This is a genomic window from Metabacillus dongyingensis (assembly GCF_019933155.2).
GTDB lineage: Bacteria > Bacillota > Bacilli > Bacillales > Bacillaceae > Bacillus_P > Bacillus_P dongyingensis.
The window spans coordinates 959,044-978,948 of sequence record NZ_CP082944.1; the positions used below are offsets into that span (position 1 = coordinate 959,044).

The 19,905-nt window shown below is 42.5% G+C and carries 16 protein-coding genes and 2 pseudogenes; 15 read left to right on the top strand and 3 right to left on the bottom strand.

What is annotated here, in order from left to right; all coding sequences use genetic code 11:
* Window positions 1–373: 373 nt before the first annotated feature.
* The 5 genes and pseudogenes from K8L98_RS04875 to K8L98_RS04895 form a co-directional block, all read left to right on the top strand.
* A pseudogene (locus K8L98_RS04875) lies at window positions 374–520 on the top strand (adenylyl-sulfate kinase); the annotation flags it as partial.
* Between the two features lie 247 nt (window positions 521–767).
* Entirely contained in the window at window positions 768–2,111 is a 1,344-nt protein-coding gene (locus K8L98_RS04880) for a phenylacetate--CoA ligase family protein (RefSeq protein ID WP_223440133.1), read from the top strand.
* A 33-nt stretch (window positions 2,112–2,144) separates the two neighbouring features.
* Window positions 2,145–3,380: a phenylacetate--CoA ligase family protein gene (locus K8L98_RS04885; protein WP_223440135.1), complete on the top strand. Its 1,236-nt coding sequence runs from the start codon at window positions 2,145–2,147 to the stop codon at window positions 3,378–3,380.
* A 71-nt stretch (window positions 3,381–3,451) separates the two neighbouring features.
* Window positions 3,452–4,294 (top strand): annotated as a pseudogene (locus K8L98_RS04890) (bifunctional 3-deoxy-7-phosphoheptulonate synthase/chorismate mutase); the annotation flags it as partial.
* 57 nt (window positions 4,295–4,351) lie between these two features.
* On the top strand, window positions 4,352–4,948 hold the full coding sequence (locus K8L98_RS04895) for a 4-hydroxybenzoate synthetase (protein ID WP_223440139.1): 597 nt from the start codon (window positions 4,352–4,354) through the stop codon (window positions 4,946–4,948).
* Between the two features lie 119 nt (window positions 4,949–5,067).
* Here K8L98_RS04895 and K8L98_RS04900 read toward each other — a convergent pair whose 3' ends face one another.
* Together K8L98_RS04900 and K8L98_RS04905 are read right to left on the bottom strand one after the other, a co-directional pair.
* Complete coding sequence (locus K8L98_RS04900; RefSeq protein WP_223440142.1) at window positions 5,068–5,346, bottom strand: hypothetical protein; 279 nt, start codon at window positions 5,344–5,346, stop codon at window positions 5,068–5,070.
* Window positions 5,347–5,797: 451 nt separating this feature from the next.
* Window positions 5,798–6,010 (bottom strand): hypothetical protein, encoded by a 213-nt coding sequence (locus K8L98_RS04905; RefSeq protein ID WP_223440144.1) that lies wholly within the window; start codon window positions 6,008–6,010, stop codon window positions 5,798–5,800.
* Between the two features lie 170 nt (window positions 6,011–6,180).
* On the opposite strand from K8L98_RS04905, the gene K8L98_RS04910 reads away from it, so the two are divergent.
* The 7 genes from K8L98_RS04910 (at window position 6,181) to K8L98_RS04940 (ending at window position 14,108) form a co-directional block, all read left to right on the top strand.
* A complete protein-coding gene (locus K8L98_RS04910) occupies window positions 6,181–7,023 on the top strand; it encodes a hypothetical protein (RefSeq protein ID WP_223440146.1) in 843 nt (280 codons plus the stop codon).
* A 121-nt stretch (window positions 7,024–7,144) separates the two neighbouring features.
* Entirely contained in the window at window positions 7,145–7,951 is an 807-nt protein-coding gene (locus K8L98_RS04915) for a CPBP family intramembrane glutamic endopeptidase (RefSeq protein ID WP_223440147.1), read from the top strand.
* Window positions 7,952–8,481: 530 nt separating this feature from the next.
* Entirely contained in the window at window positions 8,482–10,041 is a 1,560-nt protein-coding gene (locus K8L98_RS04920) for a fatty acid--CoA ligase (RefSeq protein ID WP_223440148.1), read from the top strand.
* Window positions 10,042–10,060: 19 nt separating this feature from the next.
* The gene (locus K8L98_RS04925) at window positions 10,061–11,209 is read left to right on the top strand and encodes an acyl-CoA dehydrogenase family protein (protein ID WP_223440149.1); all 1,149 of its coding nucleotides are present in this window, start codon (window positions 10,061–10,063) and stop codon (window positions 11,207–11,209) included.
* A gap of 34 nt (window positions 11,210–11,243) precedes the next feature.
* Entirely contained in the window at window positions 11,244–12,107 is an 864-nt protein-coding gene (locus K8L98_RS04930; protein ID WP_223440150.1) for a 3-hydroxyacyl-CoA dehydrogenase family protein, read from the top strand.
* A complete protein-coding gene (locus K8L98_RS04935) occupies window positions 12,104–13,255 on the top strand; it encodes a thiolase family protein (protein WP_223440151.1) in 1,152 nt (383 codons plus the stop codon). Before K8L98_RS04930 ends, K8L98_RS04935 begins: the two co-directional genes overlap by 4 nt.
* Window positions 13,256–13,337: 82 nt before the next feature.
* Window positions 13,338–14,108 (top strand): enoyl-CoA hydratase, encoded by a 771-nt coding sequence (locus K8L98_RS04940; protein WP_240549814.1) that lies wholly within the window; start codon window positions 13,338–13,340, stop codon window positions 14,106–14,108.
* A 383-nt stretch (window positions 14,109–14,491) separates the two neighbouring features.
* Here K8L98_RS04940 and K8L98_RS04945 read toward each other — a convergent pair whose 3' ends face one another.
* Window positions 14,492–14,677: a YhzD family protein gene (locus tag K8L98_RS04945; RefSeq protein ID WP_223440154.1), complete on the bottom strand. Its 186-nt coding sequence runs from the start codon at window positions 14,675–14,677 to the stop codon at window positions 14,492–14,494.
* A gap of 141 nt (window positions 14,678–14,818) precedes the next feature.
* Between K8L98_RS04945 and K8L98_RS04950 the strand changes: the two genes are divergently transcribed.
* The 3 genes from K8L98_RS04950 (at window position 14,819) to K8L98_RS04960 (ending at window position 19,896) form a co-directional block, all read left to right on the top strand.
* Window positions 14,819–15,718: an ABC transporter ATP-binding protein gene (locus K8L98_RS04950; protein ID WP_223440156.1), complete on the top strand. Its 900-nt coding sequence runs from the start codon at window positions 14,819–14,821 to the stop codon at window positions 15,716–15,718.
* Entirely contained in the window at window positions 15,711–16,973 is a 1,263-nt protein-coding gene (locus tag K8L98_RS04955; RefSeq protein WP_223440158.1) for an ABC transporter permease, read from the top strand. Before K8L98_RS04950 ends, K8L98_RS04955 begins: the two co-directional genes overlap by 8 nt.
* Before the next feature lie 1,690 nt (window positions 16,974–18,663).
* On the top strand, window positions 18,664–19,896 hold the full coding sequence (locus tag K8L98_RS04960) for a metallophosphoesterase family protein (protein ID WP_223440160.1): 1,233 nt from the start codon (window positions 18,664–18,666) through the stop codon (window positions 19,894–19,896).
* Window positions 19,897–19,905: the final 9 nt, after the last annotated feature.

The following is a 19,905-nucleotide window of genomic DNA, read 5'->3' on the forward strand; positions in this document are numbered from 1 at the left end:
CAACACGGATCAATCCCCTCCTTAAAATAAACGATTTGTGCTAGTTACGATATGTATGGTTTATATGAAGGGTTTGGACAGAATACTCATTTTTATAAAATGTGTATTTGTCCGAATCAAGTCTGACTTTCCGTGCATTTCATAAAGAGTAAAGGAAGGAGTGAAGAACATGAGTGATGGAAAGAAAAATAAAGAAGAGAAAAAAGCCAAAAAAAATAAAGAGAAGCTGGCAAAAAAGCAGGGTAAAAATAAATCGAATTGCCAAAAAGGTTGAAGCAAGAAATTAATATAGATGGATCAAAACTGTCCAAGGAAACAAATCGCAGTATATCTAGGTTGTAAAGCTGTTTATAGATGAGGGTATGGCACGGACCGTGCCCTCACTCGTTTTTTACTTCTTAAAGGTGATTTTATCAAAATTTATGTAACGCGTTCGCTCGGCGAATGCGAAGGACGCGAACCTAAAGGTCTATATAAAAAGGTCAATGAAGGTGAAATATCCTATCCTTATGAATTCTAGTCCACAAGAGACCGTTATAGAAACCGACAATCAAACGGTAAAGATATCGTGCGCAGATCCTGTATTGCTTTACATTTCTATAATTATATTTTCTAAGAGACGCAATGATAGTTTCCGTTGGGACCGCTAAATCGATTCTATGCTTCAGGTGGCTGTAGGATGTTGTCTGCCTTAGGGCCATTGGTACATGCAGTTTAGGCAGCGCAGATTCTAAGAGTATAAAGAATACATGGAATGGAGGACTTAGATGAAGTTTCAAACTCATAAGATGACAGTTTCCGTTGACGAACATTCATCCCATCTAGAACAATTCAAGGAATTTTATAAGCAATTGGATGATGAAGGAAAAACCATTGAAATAATTTCTCATCAAAAAATAGAAGATTATCAGTTAAGAGCTGTTAACGCCACACTTGCTCATGTGTGGAACCGAAATGAATACTACCGTTCGACGTTGGAAGAGGCAGGCTTCACAGAGCCTAAAATCGATAGTCTCGATCAATTAGCTTCCGTACCGATGCTGATGAAAGATGTCATTAGAGGCGATAAACAAAAGATATTATGCGTCGATCCGAAAGAAATAGGCCAAGTTCACCTAACCAGCGGCACATCGGGTAAGCCCATATATACCTCTTACACATTAGCTGATCAATATGTATACGATCTGCTGCCGAAGTATTTGGAGCTGTTTAAGGAGTCGGACGATGATGTCGCGGCAGTAGCGCTGCCTTATGAATTTGCGCTGCCCGGCCTTGGATTTCAGCGATTATTTCAATTTGCGTTTGGTACGGCGGTTCTATCGCTTGGCAAAGGCGGTTACATGGCTCCTATTGATAAGTCGCTGGAATTAATGAAGGAATTTCAAGCCACGGTCCTTACTACAACCCCTTCTTACGCAGCACTCCTAGCAGAAGAAAGCGAGAAGTTCGGTATAAAAATTGGTGAAGATATTCGCCTGAAGAAAATTTGGCTTACCGGAGAAGGATGCTCCTCCACCTTCCGCGAACGGCTGGAAAAGTGGTGGGGATGCGAAGTCTCGTTCTTCTACGGCTCAACCGAGTGCGGAGTTATCGGTGTAGAATGCAGTAAGCATAAAGGGTATCACGTCATGGAAGGGCATGTGAAAGTCGAAATCGTTGATCCTGTTTCTGCGGAAGTGCTCCCGTACGGTCGAACGGGAGAAATCGTTGTGACAACGCTGCTGCGTGAAGGAATGCCGATGGTACGCTATCGGAGCGGGGATCTTGGCAACTTGCAAAAATCCAAATGCGATTGCGGAATCTCATTGGACGTTATGCAGCTAAGAGGCCGAATGGAGCACATGCTGCGCGTGGGTACTGAAGACTATTCTCCATTCTTGATCGAGCACTTTCTCATGGAAATTCCCGAAGTAGGTTTATGGTATCACCTAAAGCTGGATCAAGGAGTGCTCACAATTGAAGCCGAGAAGTTTCGAACGAAGCTAAGTGACGAGCAATTGGCGGCAAAAATTCAAAAGCATATGGCTGATCGGATTGGGCTGCAATGCGAAGTTGTAATCAGACACGATATCCCTCGTACGTTCGGCAAAGCGACCAGAGTATTCAATTAGCTATATACAAAAAAGGAGAGAGGAGGTGTCTTAATGAGCGACATCGATAGAGAGAGGGCGCGAAAGTTTCAGGAGATGTTTGTGCGTATTCTAAAATCCCCTCTGTACAAGAGGAAATTATCGGACTATACATTAAACGGCATTGGATTGAGTCACATCCAGTCACTTCCGTTAACGACAAAGGAAGATCTGCGGAAAGCCGGCATCTTCGGTCACCTCGCCGTCGATATGAAGGAAATCGCTCAATACCACGAATCGACCGGCACGACCGGGGAGCCCTCCGCTGCCTGGTTTACGCAAAAAGATATGATAATTGGCGGAAGACAATTGAAGGAATGCGGTGTGCGTTTGACGTCAGAAGATCTGGTGCTGATCCGCTTTCCTTATGCAATGGCTCTGCCTGCATTCTTAATGCAGCATGCAGCTTGGCAGACAGGAGCTGGGGTCGTTCCTGCAAGCGGACGTACTGTAGTTACCCCTTACCCCAGAGTATTAAGCCTGATGAAACATCTTTCTGTAACTGTGTTGGCGGGGCTCCCGCGTGAGATGGAACTGCTGGCCGAAGCGGCTCGTCTCAGTGGTTCTGAACCGAGCAAGGACTTTCCGGCTCTGCGCGCCATATGCGTCGCCGGTGAATTAATGAGCGACAAGCGCAGGGAGCATATAGAAAAGCTGTGGAGCGTGCCTGTATTTAATATGTACGGTTCGACGGAAACTGCCAATATCGCTACAATGTGCGAGAATGGCACAATGCATATCGTAGAACAAGATTTTTTCGTAGAAGTACTGAATGAGGACGGTTCAAGCCCCGTCGCTTATGGAGAAAGAGGGTTTGCGGCGATTACGACGCTTTCCCATCAGGGTTCTCCTCTGCTGCGATATTTTAATGAAGACATTATCTCTGTAGAGCCCTGTTTATGCAATTGCGGCCGAGATGGAACCAAGCTGGTTCATTACGGCAGAAGCAAGGATCGAATCCGTTTCGGAAACATCGTCCTAGATGCAATGGATATTCAGGAAGCCGTATATTCGTTGTCTCCTGCTCCGGATGCTTGGAAGGTGCTAGAGCAGGAAAAGGGGTTGCACTTTTTACTGGATTCGCATGATTCCGGGAAGTGGTCGGAGGAAAATGTTTGTTCTCGATTATTTTCTCGACTTCAAGTGCCGGTCACCATTGAAATCACTACGTTGCTCGATCGTGTCGATCTCATGAGTAACGTTCCATCGATAAAGCCTGTATATATCAAAAAGCGAAGTAATGGCGCATAGTAATAGATCCATTGAATTCGGATAGCAAAACGATAATTGGTTAGGAAGATTCCTATTAATTAGGCTGAAAGAAAGGATTGTTCATCATGAGCGACAAATTGCAACAAGAGAAATCACCGCTTCTCGTAAGCCGCCGCCATAAAAGCGAGGATACGATTATTAATATTAAGCAAGCGGTGATCGGTGGTTCTTCGCATACGCTGATCTCAGGCCCCTGCTCGGTCGAATCGAGAGATCAGCTCGTAACGGTTGCTTCCGCTTTAAAGAAAGCTGGCTTAACGGTCTTACGCGGCGGGGCATTCAAGCCGAGAACTTCTCCTTACGATTTTCAAGGGCTCGGTGAAGAAGGATTAAAAATTATGAAGGATGTGGCGGATGAAACCGGAATGGTGACAATCAGCGAAATTATGAGTCCCGCTCAAATCGATACAGCCGCCCGTTATATCGATATCTTTCAAATAGGCGCGCGCAACATGCAGAACTTCGACCTGCTGAAAGCCGTCGGCCAAACAAAGAAGCCCATCCTGCTGAAACGCGGCCTTTCCGCTACTTTGGAGGAGTTTATGCTCGCAGCAGAATATATTCTGCACCAAGGGAATGACCAGGTCATGTTAATGGAACGCGGTATACGCACTTTTGAGAAAGCGACTCGCAATACGCTTGATATTTCCGCTGTTCCAATCTTAAAGCAGGAGACCCATCTTCCAGTGCTGGTGGATGTCACTCATTCTACCGGGCGGAAAGATATTCTGCTTCCTTGTGCTAAGGCAGCGCTTGCCGCTGGCGCCGACGGGATTATGGTTGAGGTGCACCCGAATCCCCCAGCCGCTCTCTCCGACGCGAAGCAGCAAATCAACATTGAGGAGTTTCAAGCATTCTGGAAGGCGCTCTGCGATTCCGGTTTGTACCATTAACAATTTTCAAGTAACTGGCGAAGAGAGTCGCGCACAATTGTCTAATGGAGGTGAAGTATGATAGATCCACAGTTTGAGGGAAAGGCGTCGGATGTTTTACACGGATTGATATTTGACTTTCTATTAGTAACGGATGGACGGACAACGGATTTGCTGGAAATGCTGTTGAACGAGAAAATGATTGTACATGTGGTCCGGCAAGAACAAATAGGTGAAGAGGATGCAAACCTGATGGGTGAATCCTCGGGAGGTCCGTACTATATTCGAGAATCGGTTTTGATCGGCGAGAATAGTCGATTTGTCGTGTCACACAACATTGCGCTTGTATATTCTAAGCATGTACCTCCCGCTTTGTTCGAGAAAATTGCACATCAACAAGAGGGAATTGGAAAAGCGATCAGCTCACTCGGAATGCGTACATTCCGAAAGGTTGCCGACTCCGGATTCATGAACGAAACGGAAACGGTCGATCTTTTCGGGCGGCCGATCAAGATCCACTTTCCTAATCTGCAAAATAAGGTGCCTTACAAAAGATACTTCATTTATTTCGGACGTAAACCAGGGATTCAGATACTCGAATATTTCCATCCGAGCATCATCGGACACCGGTTACAGCAAGGGATGACGAAAGAGCAATCGAACAAAGAAGAATAAGATTCTAATAGAAATAACTAATCAATGGCTGGCTCTGCAGGGAGAAACGCATCCCTTAGAGTCAGCCATTGCTTTTGAATATGCAGGCCCAAGCAGTGAATTAAATGCAGCAGGCTTCCTTATTTTTTTCTCGATTTTGCTTTCATTTGTTCGAAGATATCGACTCCGGAGCCGGCCATTTGTTCACCAGCATAATGTACACCCTTCTTTACGGCTTCGAATAATTTTCCTGCAACGATATCGATGGGTTGATCACGATCTTTTACAGCTTCAATGATTTCTTGCTCGGCTAGGTCTGCTCCGTTTTTGACCGCCGTCGTGTAGGTAGCGGTAAAGGATCTAAATTCCCGATTGATTTCGCTGAAAATTCGTGATAACACTTGATTTTTCCTCGACAACTGTTTCACCTCCTTACGAAACTATATTTAGCCATTCTCGGCTCTTTCCTCGTTCAACAAATCACTGCAATACTCCGCTTCCTGAAAACGATCGACCCGTTGATGCGCTTTACCAAATTCGTAAATCATTCTATAATAAGTGTCTTTATCAAGCCCGGTTGACGTATTTCCCACTCAGGTAAGATGGATATAGTCTTCTATGGCTGTTTCCACAGGATACAAGAATCGAAGGCAACTTCACCCGAGAAGCCTCAGCTCTGTCCCGCCTGCTCTTTCTTTTCTATCTGATTCAAGGCACCCCATGCCATTAAAACCACAACGCTGCCGTTCGTTACCCGAGCATCCGGGATGATCCAGACACAATTGTGCGAATATGCGGTTTGCTTTCTAAATGGCGTCTGCATTTCCTTCTGCCCATTTATTATGAAACTAAAATCGCTTCAGCCAGCCTTTACTCGTCGGATTCAGCTTTTAACGCGATCGCAGCCTCGTCTTCCTGCATCGGAACGGACTCAATCGTTCCCGTTCGTTTCTTGCCGTCCCTAGACGTAAGCAATGCAACGATAACGCCCGCCACTAGTACGAAAACAAACACGCCGCATAAAGTCATACCGAGAATGAATAAGATTCTATCCCTAATAAAATCTATGTTTCTTGTTTTCATTCTGCTTTCAGTCCTTCCTTATAAGAATAGTTCAGTATATGATTAAATGTCCTAGATCATATAGGTAATGGACTATTATTGGGTGAATTCCGCTTCAGCCCAATCCAGATTCGCTAACTCACATAAACATATACAGAGTCATTTAACATATAAAAGGAGGTTCCCAATCAATGGATCATATCCAGAGGGAAACTGATTCTAATCCGGTCGCAGATGAAGCAGCACTTTCGGCAGTTTCGAAACAGGAGGGCGATTTGGAGTGGAAGCGGTTTATCCAAAAAGAGTTAGATAAACTAGAAAATCAGGAAAAGGATGAAGGGAAGGAAGACTCAGAGGAGGCCCCGCCGGCTGAGACGGAGTTTACTCTCAGTTCCCTTATTGAGCAGATACCTGTAGAAAAATTGATCGGTTCGGCAATACGAATGTTTAATAAGAATACAGAACCGGAAGAAACAGACGACAACTCAAAAAAGGCATCTATTATAGAAAATGAAGATGAAAAAAAGATAAAAAAGGAGAAAAGAGAAAAAGAAAAAGAAAAGAAAGAACGCAATCAATTGACAGAGAAAAAACGACAAATAGAAGAAAGTAATAATAACTACCATGAAGAGAAGAAAAAGAAAAAAGAATCTAATAAAGAAAAGGAAGAAGAGAAAAAGAAAAAAAAGGAGAAAAAAGAAAAAGAAAAGAAAGAACGCGATCAATTGACAGAGAAAAAACGTCAAATAGAAGAAAGTAAAAATAACTACCATGAAGAGAAGAAAAGGAAAAAAGAATCTAATAAAGAAAAGGAAGAAGATAGAAAAATAAAAAAGGAGAAAAAAGAAAAAGAAAAAGAAACGAAAGAACGCAATCAATTGACAGAGGAAATCCGACAAATAGAAGAAAGTATAAATAACTACCATGAAGAGAAGAAAAAGAAAAAAGAATCTAAAAAGCATGATTATGATAAATATGAAGATGATCAGGAAGAAGAAACATTCTTAATCATCCGTTCTAAAAGGAAAAAATAAGGCTTCCCGCCCTAATTTTTTCTCATTTCGTCTGTAAAGTGCAATGGTTCAGATGCCGGAAAAAACAGAACCGGAAAAAAGAGAATGGCCAAAGCGACTAAGAGAAGGAGCATCTCGACTGATGAAGGAGACTCTTTTTTATTCCACTGTTTTACGAAATATAGCGTCATTGTTCTTATTTGGGACACTTATTATCATTTTACAAACAAATCAATACCTGCTGATGAGTATTTGGGGAATATGCGCATGGTTATTCTTCATCAATAAATCAATGAGATTTTTTATCGTGACAACGATGGCTTTCGGAATCGGATTCTTTCTATATGTCTATGTGAACTCACATTGGATCACTGACCTGAATCCTGAGGGAATGCACATCATTCTCAATAGGTTGTCGTTGATTTTTCTCATTCTTCCGTTAACAGCCATATCGCTTATTTACAAACTTCCTTTCATGCGCTATTGGCAGCTGCCGCAATGGGGTGAGTCGGTTCGCGTACCGTTTATTTTGTCAGGCTTCCATCAAACCAAGGTAAGTGCATTTCTCTCCATTGCGATGATTATAAATCTCATTGCTTTTATGCCATTTATTGTGAATAATGGCTGGGCATACATCCAGGAAATTTGGCGGTTCATGATTATTTTTTCAATCATTAACTCCGTGCTTGAAGAAATCATTTGGAGAGGCATGCTTCTAAGTCGTTTTTCTGAGCACTTTGGCAATCGATGGGCGGTAATGATAACGAGCATAGGCTTTGGGCTGCAGCATTATTCCCTTGGATACTCTTGGGGCAGTTGCCTTGTGTTTGCTTTGGGAGGGCTGTTTTTCGGGGCTATTACAGTCAAATCAAAAAGTATCGTTCCTGCAGTAATATGGCACATGTTAATCAATTCCTTAATGGTTCTTAGCGGAATGATATTAAAATAAACCAATGTATGGATGCCCCTTGCCAAATGAAAGGAAAATCTGAAGCCCAGCGTGAGAAAGAGCCTGTCCCAAAACCAAAGGAAGACATAACTCAACCTATTCCACAGCGATGATATTGAGGACGTTCATTATGAAAGAGGTGAATCTCACGGGATCGGAATTAAATCGATCCCGTATTTCCCGAGGGACAGGGGGACAGAATATCAATCTATCTTCACCAGTATCGTCAATTTCCCGTTCATTAGAGACTAGGTTTTTCGATTTCCTAATGAACTTTGTCGAACCGTATCCATAAATAATCTTAACCTCTTCTATATGTAAGTCGTTCCATTAAAGTCAATCATTTTAGGGTCTTATTTCTTTTGTGAATTATCAGCAATTCCATTTTACATAACCATCTAATAAGAGATTTAGAGATGCAATGAAGGAATTTTCAGAAAAATGATGAATGTTAATAAAGGGTTCATTTAAAAAGGCAAGACTATTACCTTATTTTTTGTAAACGCTTTCTATATAAAGGAGGAGTTTCTATGTATTTAACAATTGGAAAGACTTTTGATTTGACTGCTGAGAAATACCCAGCAAAAGAAGCAATTTACGATGTCCGCAGGGGTATTCGCTTATCGTATGCCGATTGGCAGAAGGAAGTGAATAAGCTTGCAAATGCTTTTTTAGAAGCGGGCGTAAAAAAAGGAGACCGCATCTCAACGTATCTTTTTAATACGATTGAGCTCGCAACCGCTTATTTTGCAAGTGCCAAAATCGGTGCCGTCATCAATCCAATCAACTTCAGGCTGAAAGCTCAGGAGGTCGCTTATATTTTAAATGATGCCAAGCCTTCCATCGTCCTTTTCGAACGGGCGCTTGAGCCTCAAATCAGTGAAATACAATCTCAATTTGATCAGATCTCCTTCTGGTTTATAGACAGTGAACCGCCTTCATATGCATCAAGCTACCATGATAACGTGAAGGATACAAAAAATAATCTTGAAGAAATTGAAGTAACTGAAAATGATTTATATGCCATCATGTATACGAGCGGAACGACTGGAAGGCCTAAAGGAGTTCTTCATCGTCACCGCGATATGATTGAGCAAAATCATGTTTGTATCGCTTCAAAAAGGCTGACAAAGGATGACCGGGGATTGGTAGCAGCGCCAATGTTTCACTGTGCTGAGCTCCATTGCTGTTTCCTTCCGCGTGTTCAGGCCGGCGGGAGCAATGTCATCCTGCATCACTTTGAGCCGGAGCTTGTCCTCCAGCTTATTGAAGAGGAAAAAATTACGGTTTTCTTCGGAGCGCCAACGATGTGGAACATGATGCTTCAAGAAAAGATTGAAACCTATAATCTCACATCCTTGCGTTTAGGGTTATATGGGGCAGCGCCAATGGCACCGGCTCTTGTCAAGCTATGCAAAGAAAAGCTTGGAACAGATCTTATTCAGGCGTATGGCATGACTGAGATGGGTCCTGCTGTAACGTTTTTGTCAGAGGATGAGCAGCTGACAAAGGCAGGCTCGGCTGGGAAAGTATGCTACGGGCATGAACTGCGGATTGTAAAGCCTAATGAAGACGGACCATCAGAGCCTGATGATATTTTACCGCCTGGTCAGGTTGGAGAAATCATTGTGAAAGGGCCTTGTATGATGGCAGGCTATTTCAACATGAAAGAGGAGTCCGAAAAAGCGCTGTACAAAGGATGGTACCATTCAGGCGATTTAGGATACCTGGACAATGACGGCTTTTTATATGTGGCAGACCGTGTAGATGACATGATCATCAGCGGCGGAGAAAATGTGTATCCGCGAGAAGTAGAGGATATTTTATTTGAGCATTCAGGGGTTTTGGATGCTGCTGTTTTAGGGCAGCCGCACGAGAAATGGGGAGAGTGCGTAACTGCCTTTATTGTAAGGAAGGATTTGAATTTAACCGAAGAAGAGCTTGAGGAATTCTGTAAAACGAGTGACAAGCTTGCTCCTTATAAAAGACCGCGAACGTATCACTTTGTCGATGCACTGCCTAGAAACGCAAGCGGGAAAATACAGAAATTTTTATTGAGGGAAAAACTCGCAGAACAGCCAAGCACATAAAAAGGGGGACCTGATTCAAATGCCTGCAGCATATTTGCAAGATGAGCATCAGATATTTCGTGAAGCACTAAGAAAATTTCTTCAAAAGGAAGCAGTACCATATTATGATCAGTGGGAAAAAGCCGGAATGGTTCCGCGGGAGCTGTGGATTAAAATGGGAGAGCAAGGTTTTCTCTGTCCATGGACCGATGAAAAATATGGCGGATCAGGCGTAGACTTTGCTTATTCCGTCATAATAAACGAAGAACTTGAAAAAGTGGGCTCAAGTTTAATAGGCATAAGCCTTCATAATGATATTGTAGTGCCTTATTTTGATTCTTATGGAACGGATGAATTGAAGCAGAGATTTCTGCCGACTTGTGTAACGGGAGAAACGATTTCGGCAATCGCAATGACTGAGCCTGGTGCGGGCTCAGATCTCTCTGCCATTAAAACGACAGCTATTAAACAAGGAGACTGCTATATCTTAAATGGAGAGAAGACATTCATTACGAATGGGATCTGTGCTGATTTAATTGTTGTAGTCTGCAAAACGGATCCAAAGGCGGTGCCTGCTCACAAAGGAATCAGCCTTCTTGTCGTTGAAAGAAACATACCTGGCTTTAAAAGAGGAAGAAAACTGGAGAAAGTAGGCTTGCACGCTCAGGATACAGCAGAGCTCATATTTGAGGATGCTAAAGTGCCTGCAGCAAACCTTTTAGGTGAAGAAGGCAAAGGGTTCTATTACTTAATGGATAAGCTGCAGCAGGAGCGTCTCCTTGTAGCAATCGGAGCACAGACGTCTGCAGAAAGAATGCTTACGATTGCCAAACAATATACAAAGCAAAGGAAAGCTTTTGGAAAATCTATCAGCGATTTTCAAACCGTCCAGTTCCGCTTAGCAGAAATGGCAACGGAAATAGAGATTGGCCGGACATTTTTAGACTCTGTCATTATCGAGCATATGTTAGGGAAAAACGCTGTGACACGCGTTTCCATGGCTAAATATTGGATTACGGATATGGCAAAAAAGGTCGCATCAGAGGTCATGCAGCTGCATGGGGGATACGGATATATGGAAGAATACGAGATTGCCAGACGATATCGGGATATTCCGGTTTCAGCCATTTACGCCGGCACAAATGAAATCATGAAAACCATCATCGTAAAAAATTTAGATTTAGCTTAATCCAATCACCATAAATCAAGGGGGACTCACTTCCATGAGCATACAGAAAATAGCCGTTATCGGTGCAGGTTTAATGGGGAGCGGGATTGCCCAATCCTTTGCAGCGGCAGGAAAAACGGTTCACTTATATGATGTTTCAAAAAAAGCGCTGGAAAAAGCACAATTTAAAATTGATAAAAGCTTATCAAGGTTTGTTAAAGCGGGTCATCTTTCAGAAGCTGAAAAGTCAGCAGCATTAGAAAATATCCGCCATTTTACCGTGCTGGCAGATGCAGTGAATGCAGCAGAGCTGGTTGTTGAAGCAGTTCCTGAAAATCTGGACCTCAAAAAAGCGATCTTTAAAGAACTTGATGAATTAACCGAAAAAGGTGTTATCCTGGCAACAAATACGTCAGAACTAAGTGTTACAGCCATTGCAGCTGCAACAAAAAGACCGGATCAGGTTATTGGCATGCACTGGTTTAACCCGGCCCCTGTCATGAAGCTGATCGAAATTGTAAAGGGCATAGATACCTCTGACCAGACCATAGAAGCAATCAGGAAATTATCAGCTGAAATAGGGAAAGAAACGGTGTTAGTAAAAGATGCTCAGGGCTTTGTCACAACAAGAGCTCTGTCTGCTCATATGCTTGAATGCATCCGGATTTATGAGGAAGGCATTGCAAGTGCAGAAGATATCGACAAAGCGGTTAAGCTTGGACTGAATTATCCAATGGGTCCGCTTGAGCTTGCTGACTTAGTCGGCCTTGATACGATGCTGTTTGTCAGCAATGGGATGGCGGATGCATACGGTGACCGCTTTTTGCCTCCGCAGCTGTTAAGAAAGCTAGTTGAAGCCGGCCATTACGGGAGAAAAACCGGAATAGGATTTTACATATACGAAGGAGAGAGAAAATGACACGGGAAGTAGTAATTGTTGAAGCGGTAAGAACGGCTGTTGGAAAAAGGAAGGGCGCCTTTAGAGAAACACATCCTGTTCATCTAGCAGCTGCGGTGTTAGATGAGGTTGTAACAAGAGCAGGTATGCCGAAAGAACAGGTTGAGGATGTGGTCATGGGCTGTGTATCCCCAATTGCAGAACAAGGCTTTAACATTGGCAGGCTCGCCGTTCTTGAAGCCGGATTTCCTGTCACCGTGCCTGCCGTTCAAATTAACCGCATGTGCGGATCAGGCCAGCAGGCAATTCATTTTGCCTGCCAGGAAATCAGGTCGGGTGATATGGACATAGTCATTGCAGCGGGTGTAGAAAGCATGACGAAGGTTCCGATCCTAAGCGACGGCAACGATGAAACGATCCCTGTGAGCCTGCATGAAAAATATAACTTTGTTCATCAGGGCATTTCAGCCGAAATGATTGCAGAAAAACATCAGATTACCCGGCAGGAGCTTGATGCTTTTTCACTCAGGAGCCATCAAAGGGCTCTTGAAGCCATTAAAAGAGGAATCTATCAAACTGAAATTCTGCCTCTTAAAGGGCTGAATAAAGAAGGAGAAGAAATCGTATTTGATCAGGATGAGGGTCCTCGTGCCGATACCTCTCTTGAAGCTCTGGCAAAATTAAAAACAGTCTTTAAAGAAGATGGCGTTGTAACGGCAGGCAATGCCAGCCAAATGAGTGATGGGGCAGCGGCAGTGCTATTAATGGAAGGAGACAAAGCACGAGAGCTCGGACTTAAACCCAAAGCAAGAATTGTGGCACAAGCCGTTGTAGGCTCTGATCCCACCTATATGCTTGAAGGAGTCATTCCTGCGACTCAGAAGGTACTTGCGAAAAGCGGGCTTACTGTAAACGATATTGATCTTTTCGAAATCAATGAAGCATTTGCTCCTGTTGTCCTTGCCTGGCAGAAAGTGATCGGGGCAGACCTTGAAAAAGTGAATGTAAATGGTGGAGCGATCGCTCTTGGACATCCTTTGGGTGCTACTGGGGCAAAGCTTATGACGAGCCTCGTCAATGAGCTTGAACGCAGGAATGCTCGCTACGGTCTGCTGACAATATGCATTGGACACGGAATGGCGACAGCCACAATTGTGGAGAGAATTTAAATTATCTGAAAATAATATCAATTCTTTTCAGAACGAGCTATAATAAATGGTGAGGATGGAAATCGAATTAAGGGGGATGGGTATGGAAACTGTTACATATTCGGTACATGGAAGATATGCAACGATTGAAATGAACAGGCCTGATGTTTTAAATGCCATGAATGAACAAATGCTGAGAGAACTTCTTCAGGCATTGAAGCTTGCTTGTGAAAGTGAAGCGGATATTGTGGTTCTGTCTGGAAGCGGACGGGGATTCTCGGCTGGCGGGGATATTAAAACCATGCTGAATTCAATGGATAATTCAGGTTTTTCAGGAGTAATGGATTTAATTTCAGAGGTTATCACGACGCTTTATACACTGCCTAAGATAACGGTCAGCGCCATTCACGGACCGGCTGCCGGCTTAGGATTCAGTCTTGCTTTAGCGGCTGATTACGTTGTCGCACATTCAAGCTCTGTTCTTGCCATGAATTTTATCGGCATCGGTCTGGTACCTGACGGAGGCGGACACTATTTCATGGAAAAACGCTTAGGCGAAGCGAAGGCCAAGCAATTGATCTGGGGCGGTGATAAGTTAAGCGCGGATGAGGCTTACAAACTTGGACTTGTTGACCTAGTCTGCGATGTTGATTTAAAAGATGCCGTACAATCTCTTGTCAGCGAATGGCTGCAGAAACCTGTAAAAGCGATGATTGCCAGCAAAAATATTTATACTGCTGTAAAGAAATCAGAATTGGAACAAATCCTCTCACTTGAAAAAGAAACACAATATAACATGAGACAATCTAAGGATCATCAAGAAGGCATAAATGCTTTTTTAGAAAAAAGAAAACCTCAGTTTACAGGTAAATAAAGGGAGAGCGGTTGCAATTGTTGTAACCGCTTTTCTATTTCACTTTGGGAATTAGGAGGTGAATGGAAATAAGAAAGTAAATCGTTCTTTTTGGAAAGTATTTAGCAGACTTTGGAAAGTAAGCCGATCTTTTTGGAAAGTAAACACAGTTTCTGCTTGGAACAGTGCCCTTTCAAACAACAAAGTTTAACTGCAACTTGGAAAAAACTATGCGTTTTATAACGATAACTGGAAAAGAGCATTTTGAGAAGACATTTAGAGTTGCATCTAAACATAAAGAGAATGATTTCAAATAGTTACCGCCAGATTGTAATTATAGAACGATTAAAAGGACATTCCATATAAGAAATGCCCACATCAACTTCTTTATGATATTACTATTCTTATCTTTCAAATAAAATCAATTTACCGCTTGCCGATGTACAGCGGTGCGTTTTTTTCAGATAATTTTTTTCATCAAGCATTTGCTCGCCGACTTTTTTTGCTTCCACGTCGCTGTCGGCTTCAAAGCTTTCATCCATTAATTTTTCCCCGTCTTTATTAAATGCCGTTAAGTAATACTTGCCCATTTAATAGCCCCCTTTGCATATGAAGTATAAAAATTTTATATAGGCTTACACCTATAATTCTCATTATCTTCTCTTTTTCCTGCAAGGAATGAAACATTTGCTTAATGGGATTCGTACATAAGATAGACAGGAGGAATCAGGATGACATTAAAATTGGATGGAATTACAAAACGATTTGGATCACACACTGCGGTTGATCAGCTTTCATTAACGATTCCAGAGAGTGAAATGTTTGGTTTGCTCGGGGCCAATGGCGCTGGAAAAACGACAACATTCCGGATGATTTTAGGCTTATTAAATCCATCAGCCGGACAAATTTCATGGGACGGAAAGCCAATCGGATATGATGCGAGTGATGAAATTGGCTATCTCCCGGAGGAAAGAGGGCTTTATCCTAAAGTGAAAGTGCGTGATCAGCTTATTTATTTAGGGCGGTTAAAAGGGCTGAATAAGCAGGCGGCGCAAAAAGAAATGAATGAATGGCTTGAACGTTTTAAAATTCCGGAATATGCAAACAAGAAAGTAGAGGATCTTTCAAAAGGAAATCAGCAAAAGATTCAATTCATTACAGCAGTTCTGCATCGTCCTAAGCTGCTGATTCTGGATGAGCCGTTCAGCGGTCTGGACCCAGTTAATGTAGAGCTCCTTAAGGAGGCTGTATTGGATTTGAAAAACGGCGGGACATCCATTGTATTTTCCAGTCACAGGATGGAGCATGTAGAGGAGCTGTGTCAGCATTTGTGCATTATGCATAAAGGAAAGCCGGTAGTTCATGGGGGATTAAAGGATATTAAGCGTTCCTTTGGAAGGAAAAACGTGATCGTTCATGCTGATTTTGATTTGTCCTACTTGAAGGAATTTGAAGGTGTGACAAAATATAAGCCGTTATTTGAAGGAATTGAGCTTCAGGTAACAGGCGAAGAGGTCTCGCAGGAAATAATGGCTTCTTTGCAGGGCAAAGGATTTGTCCGGAAATTTGAACTGGCAGAACCATCTCTGAATGATATTTTCATTGAAAAGGTTGGTGCGGCGTATGAATAAATTTTGGATCATCTTTTGGCATACATATTTAAGCAAATTAAAGACAAAATCATTTTTGATTACAACAGGAATTACGCTTCTGCTGATCTTTGGGCTGACAAACCTGCAAAATGTGATTGAGTTTTTTAATAATGGGGACAAAGAAGCGACTAAGGTTGCTGTTATTGATCAAACGGCAGACAAAAGTCTATATCCTGTTTTTGAGCAGAATGCTTCAGCACTGGATGAGAAACTGCAGCTGAAACGTGCAGAGAAGTCAGAGGAACAGCTGAAAAAGGATGTCCTTGATGAAAAAATGGAAGGATATTTGATTCTGAGTCTTGACCAAAATGGTTTGCCGCAGGGCTCCTTTTTTGCAAGGTCCATTGCAAATTCAAGTGTTTCAGAAACAATGGAGCAGGCCCTTCAGCAAACGAAAATAGCAGCAGGTACAGCAAACCTTGGCTTGAATAGTGAGCAGCTGAATCAGCTGTTTGCCCCTTCAGAGCTTAAGAAAACGGCTCTTTTAGAAAATGCAAAATCTGAAGAAGAGCTCGATCAGGCAAGAGGGCTGGTTTACGTTCTGCTGTTCATTATTTATTTTTCAGTAATTTTATATGCAAGTATGATTGCGATGGAGGTAGCTGTAGAAAAATCATCACGGGTGATGGAAATTCTGATCAGTTCTGTTTCTCCCATCAAGCAAATGTTTGCGAAGCTGCTTGGAATCGGTTTACTGAGCATAACACAGTTCGGTCTTATTATCTTGGTTGGATACAGCTCTATGAAAAGGAATATGGAAAATGCCGATTTAATGGGTGACGGATTCTTCAATTTTTCAGAAGTACCTGTTGCAACATTAATCTATGCAATTGTTTTCTTTATTCTCGGGTACTTTATTTTTGCAACTCTCGCTGCTTTTTTAGGTTCGCTAGTAAGCAGAATTGAAGATGTTCAGCAAATGATTTCACCCATGACGTATATAATTGTGGGTGCATTCATTATCGCGATGTTCGGGCTTGGAAATCCTGAAGCGCCTTTCATCACGGTTACCTCCTTTATACCGCTTTTCTCTCCAATGATCATGTTCTTGAGAGTAGGCATGCTGAGTGTTCCTGCATGGGAAATCGGGTTATCAATTGGAATTTTAGTTATTACCATAATCGCTCTTGCGGTATTGGGCGCTAAAGTTTATAAAGGCGGCGTGCTCATGTACGGCAAATCCTCTTCATTCAAGGATGTCAAGAAAGCCCTGCAAATGTCAAAGGATCAATAAGAAGAAGGAAGCAGAGTCTATGCGGCTCTGTTTTTTATTTTGAATGAAGATTTGCAGTAGTTCTTATGGGCGTTTCCATATTCGGTTGAAAATTGATTTGGCTGAAAAAGGATGATTACAGCTGATAGAAAAGAAAAACGGCTGTAAAAATTCAATTTCCGGCTGATAAAATTGTGAATTAGGCTTAATGATTGGGTGCGGTTGTCCAAGTTCGACGGGTGACTCCGCATTTCTTATTGTCCGGCTTCACCTCCTAACTCCTAGGTCGCAATGAGTTACACAAATGCAGGATTGAGCCAGAAAAGAGGACTCATAGGCAAGCAATGAGTACACAAATTCAGGATTGAGCCAGAAAAGAGGAATCATACGCACTCAATGAGTACACAAATTCAGGGTTGAGCCAGAAAAGAGGAATCATACGCAAGCAATGAGTAAACAAATTCAGGATTGAGCCAGAAAAGGGGAAACATACGCACTCAATGAGTACACAAATTCAGGGTTGAGCCAGAAAAGAGGAATCATACGCAAGCAATGAGTAAACAAATTCAGGATTGAGCCAGAAAAGAGGAATCATACGTACTCAATGAGTACACAAATTCAGGGTTGAGCCAGAAAAGAGGACTCATGCGCAAGCAATGAGTAAACAAATTTAGGGTTGAGCCAGAAAAGATGAATCATATGCACTCAATGAGTACACAAATTCAGGGTTGAGCCAAAAAAGAGCACTCATACGCAAGCAATGAGTAAACAAATTCAGGGTTGAGACAAAAAAGAGGACTCATACGAAAGCAATGAGTACACAAATTCAGGGTTGAGCCAAAAAAGAGGACTCATACGCAAGCAATGAGTACACAAATTCAGGGTTGAGCCAGAAAAGGGGATTCATGCGCAAGCAATGAGTACACAAATTCAGGATTGAGCCAGAAAAGGGGACTCATACGCAAGCAATGAGTACACAAATTCAGGATTGAGCCAGAAAAGAGGACTCATACGCAAGCAATGAGTACACAAATTCTGGGTTGAGCCAGAAAAGAGGACTCATACGCACTCAATGAGTAAACAAATTCAGGATTAAGCCAGAAAAGAGGACTCATACGCACTCAATGAGTAAACAAATTCAGGATTGAGCCAAAAAAGAGTACTCATACGCAAGCAATGAGTACCCAAATTCAGGATTGAGCCAGAAAAGAGGACTCATACGCAAGCAATGAGTACCCAAATTCAGGATTAAGCCAGAAAAGAGGAATCATACGCACTCAATGAGTACACAAATTCAGGATTAAGCCAGAAAAGAGGAATCATACGTACTCAATGAGTACACAAATTCAGGGTTGAGCCAGAAAAGGTGACTCATACGCACTCAATGAGTACACAAATTCAGGATTGAGCCAGAAAAGAGGGATCATTGAACGGCTCCTTCAGTAAAGACAAAAAGCGCCTTTTCTGTCGGATCCTTATCTGCCTGTCGGAGCTGATCAGTCGGTTCCGCATTTCTTGTTGTCCAGCTCCATCGCCCAACTCCTCGGCCAGAACAAATTCCCCGAAAAAGTCAAAACCGGACTTTTCCGGTGAATTCTTATCTGCCTGTCGGAGCTAACCGGGCGGTTCCGCATTTCTGTATAGAACGTGCATTCGTATTTCTGAGGTGGTACAATATAGAATAAGAGAGAAGTAAAGGAAGGAAACAAGGATGGAACCTATTCGATTTATTCATTCAGCGGATTTACATATAGACAGCCCGTTTGCCGGAATGCATCAGCTGCCGGAAAGAATTTTTGAAAGGCTGAAAGAAAGCACGTTTGCCGCTCTGGACAATTTGGTTCGCCTAGCTATCAGCGAAAAGGTTGATTTCATATTGATAGCCGGGGATTTATACGATGGTGAGGACAGGAGCTTAAAGGCGCAGCTGAAGCTGAAAAAAGCATTCGAACAGCTTGAGCAGCACAGAATTCAGGTATACGTAATACACGGTAATCATGATCATATGAGCGGTAGATGGCTGGACCTTAGCTGGCCGCAAAATGTTCATGTTTTTTCAGATAAAGAAGTGGAGTGTAAAACATTCTGGAAAAACGGAAATACACCGGTCAATTTATATGGATATAGCTATCCAAAGCGCGCTGTCGTTGAAAATATGACATCTTTCTATAAAAAGCATGGAGAGGCCGGTTTTCACATTGGACTTCTTCATGGGTCGATTGCAGGCAATACAGACCATGATGCGTATTCTCCTTTTTTGATCAGCGATCTGCTTGAAAAACAGTTTGATTATTGGGCCCTTGGCCATATACATAAACGGATGCATCTTCATGAAAATGAACCGCCGATTCTGTATTCAGGCAATATTCAGGGAAGAAACAGAAAAGAAACCGGAGATAAGGGATGCTTTCTGGTTTCCATGTCAGAGAGCACCGTCTCTTACATGTTTAAACCGCTTCATGATGTGAAATGGGAAGAACTCGCAATTGAGATTAAAGGAAGTTTTCAGGAGTGGATCGACAGCCTGCATCAGCAGCTGCAGCAGCTAAGAGGCAACAATGAACCGCTTGTGGTTACGATCCGAATAAGCGGAACAAATGAGCTGTACCATTTGCTTCAGGAAGAGAATGTTCTGGAAGATTTAATGGATCAATGGAATGAAGAAGAAACAGGGCGTGAGAACTTTGTATGGATCTCCTCCATCATCAATGAATCAATGCCGGTTATCAGCAAGGAATCGCTTCAGCTTGATTCTCATTTTTTATCGGATTTAACAGACATTATTGAAAGCTTTGATGACTTTGAGGACACCATTCAGCCGCTGAAACAGCATGCATTATACAGGAAACACATTCCTGAATTTGATGACGAAGAACAGCAGCAGATTGAAAAAGAAGCTGAATATCTGCTGTTTCAGGAACTATTAAAGCATAGAAGACTGTGAGGGTGAAAA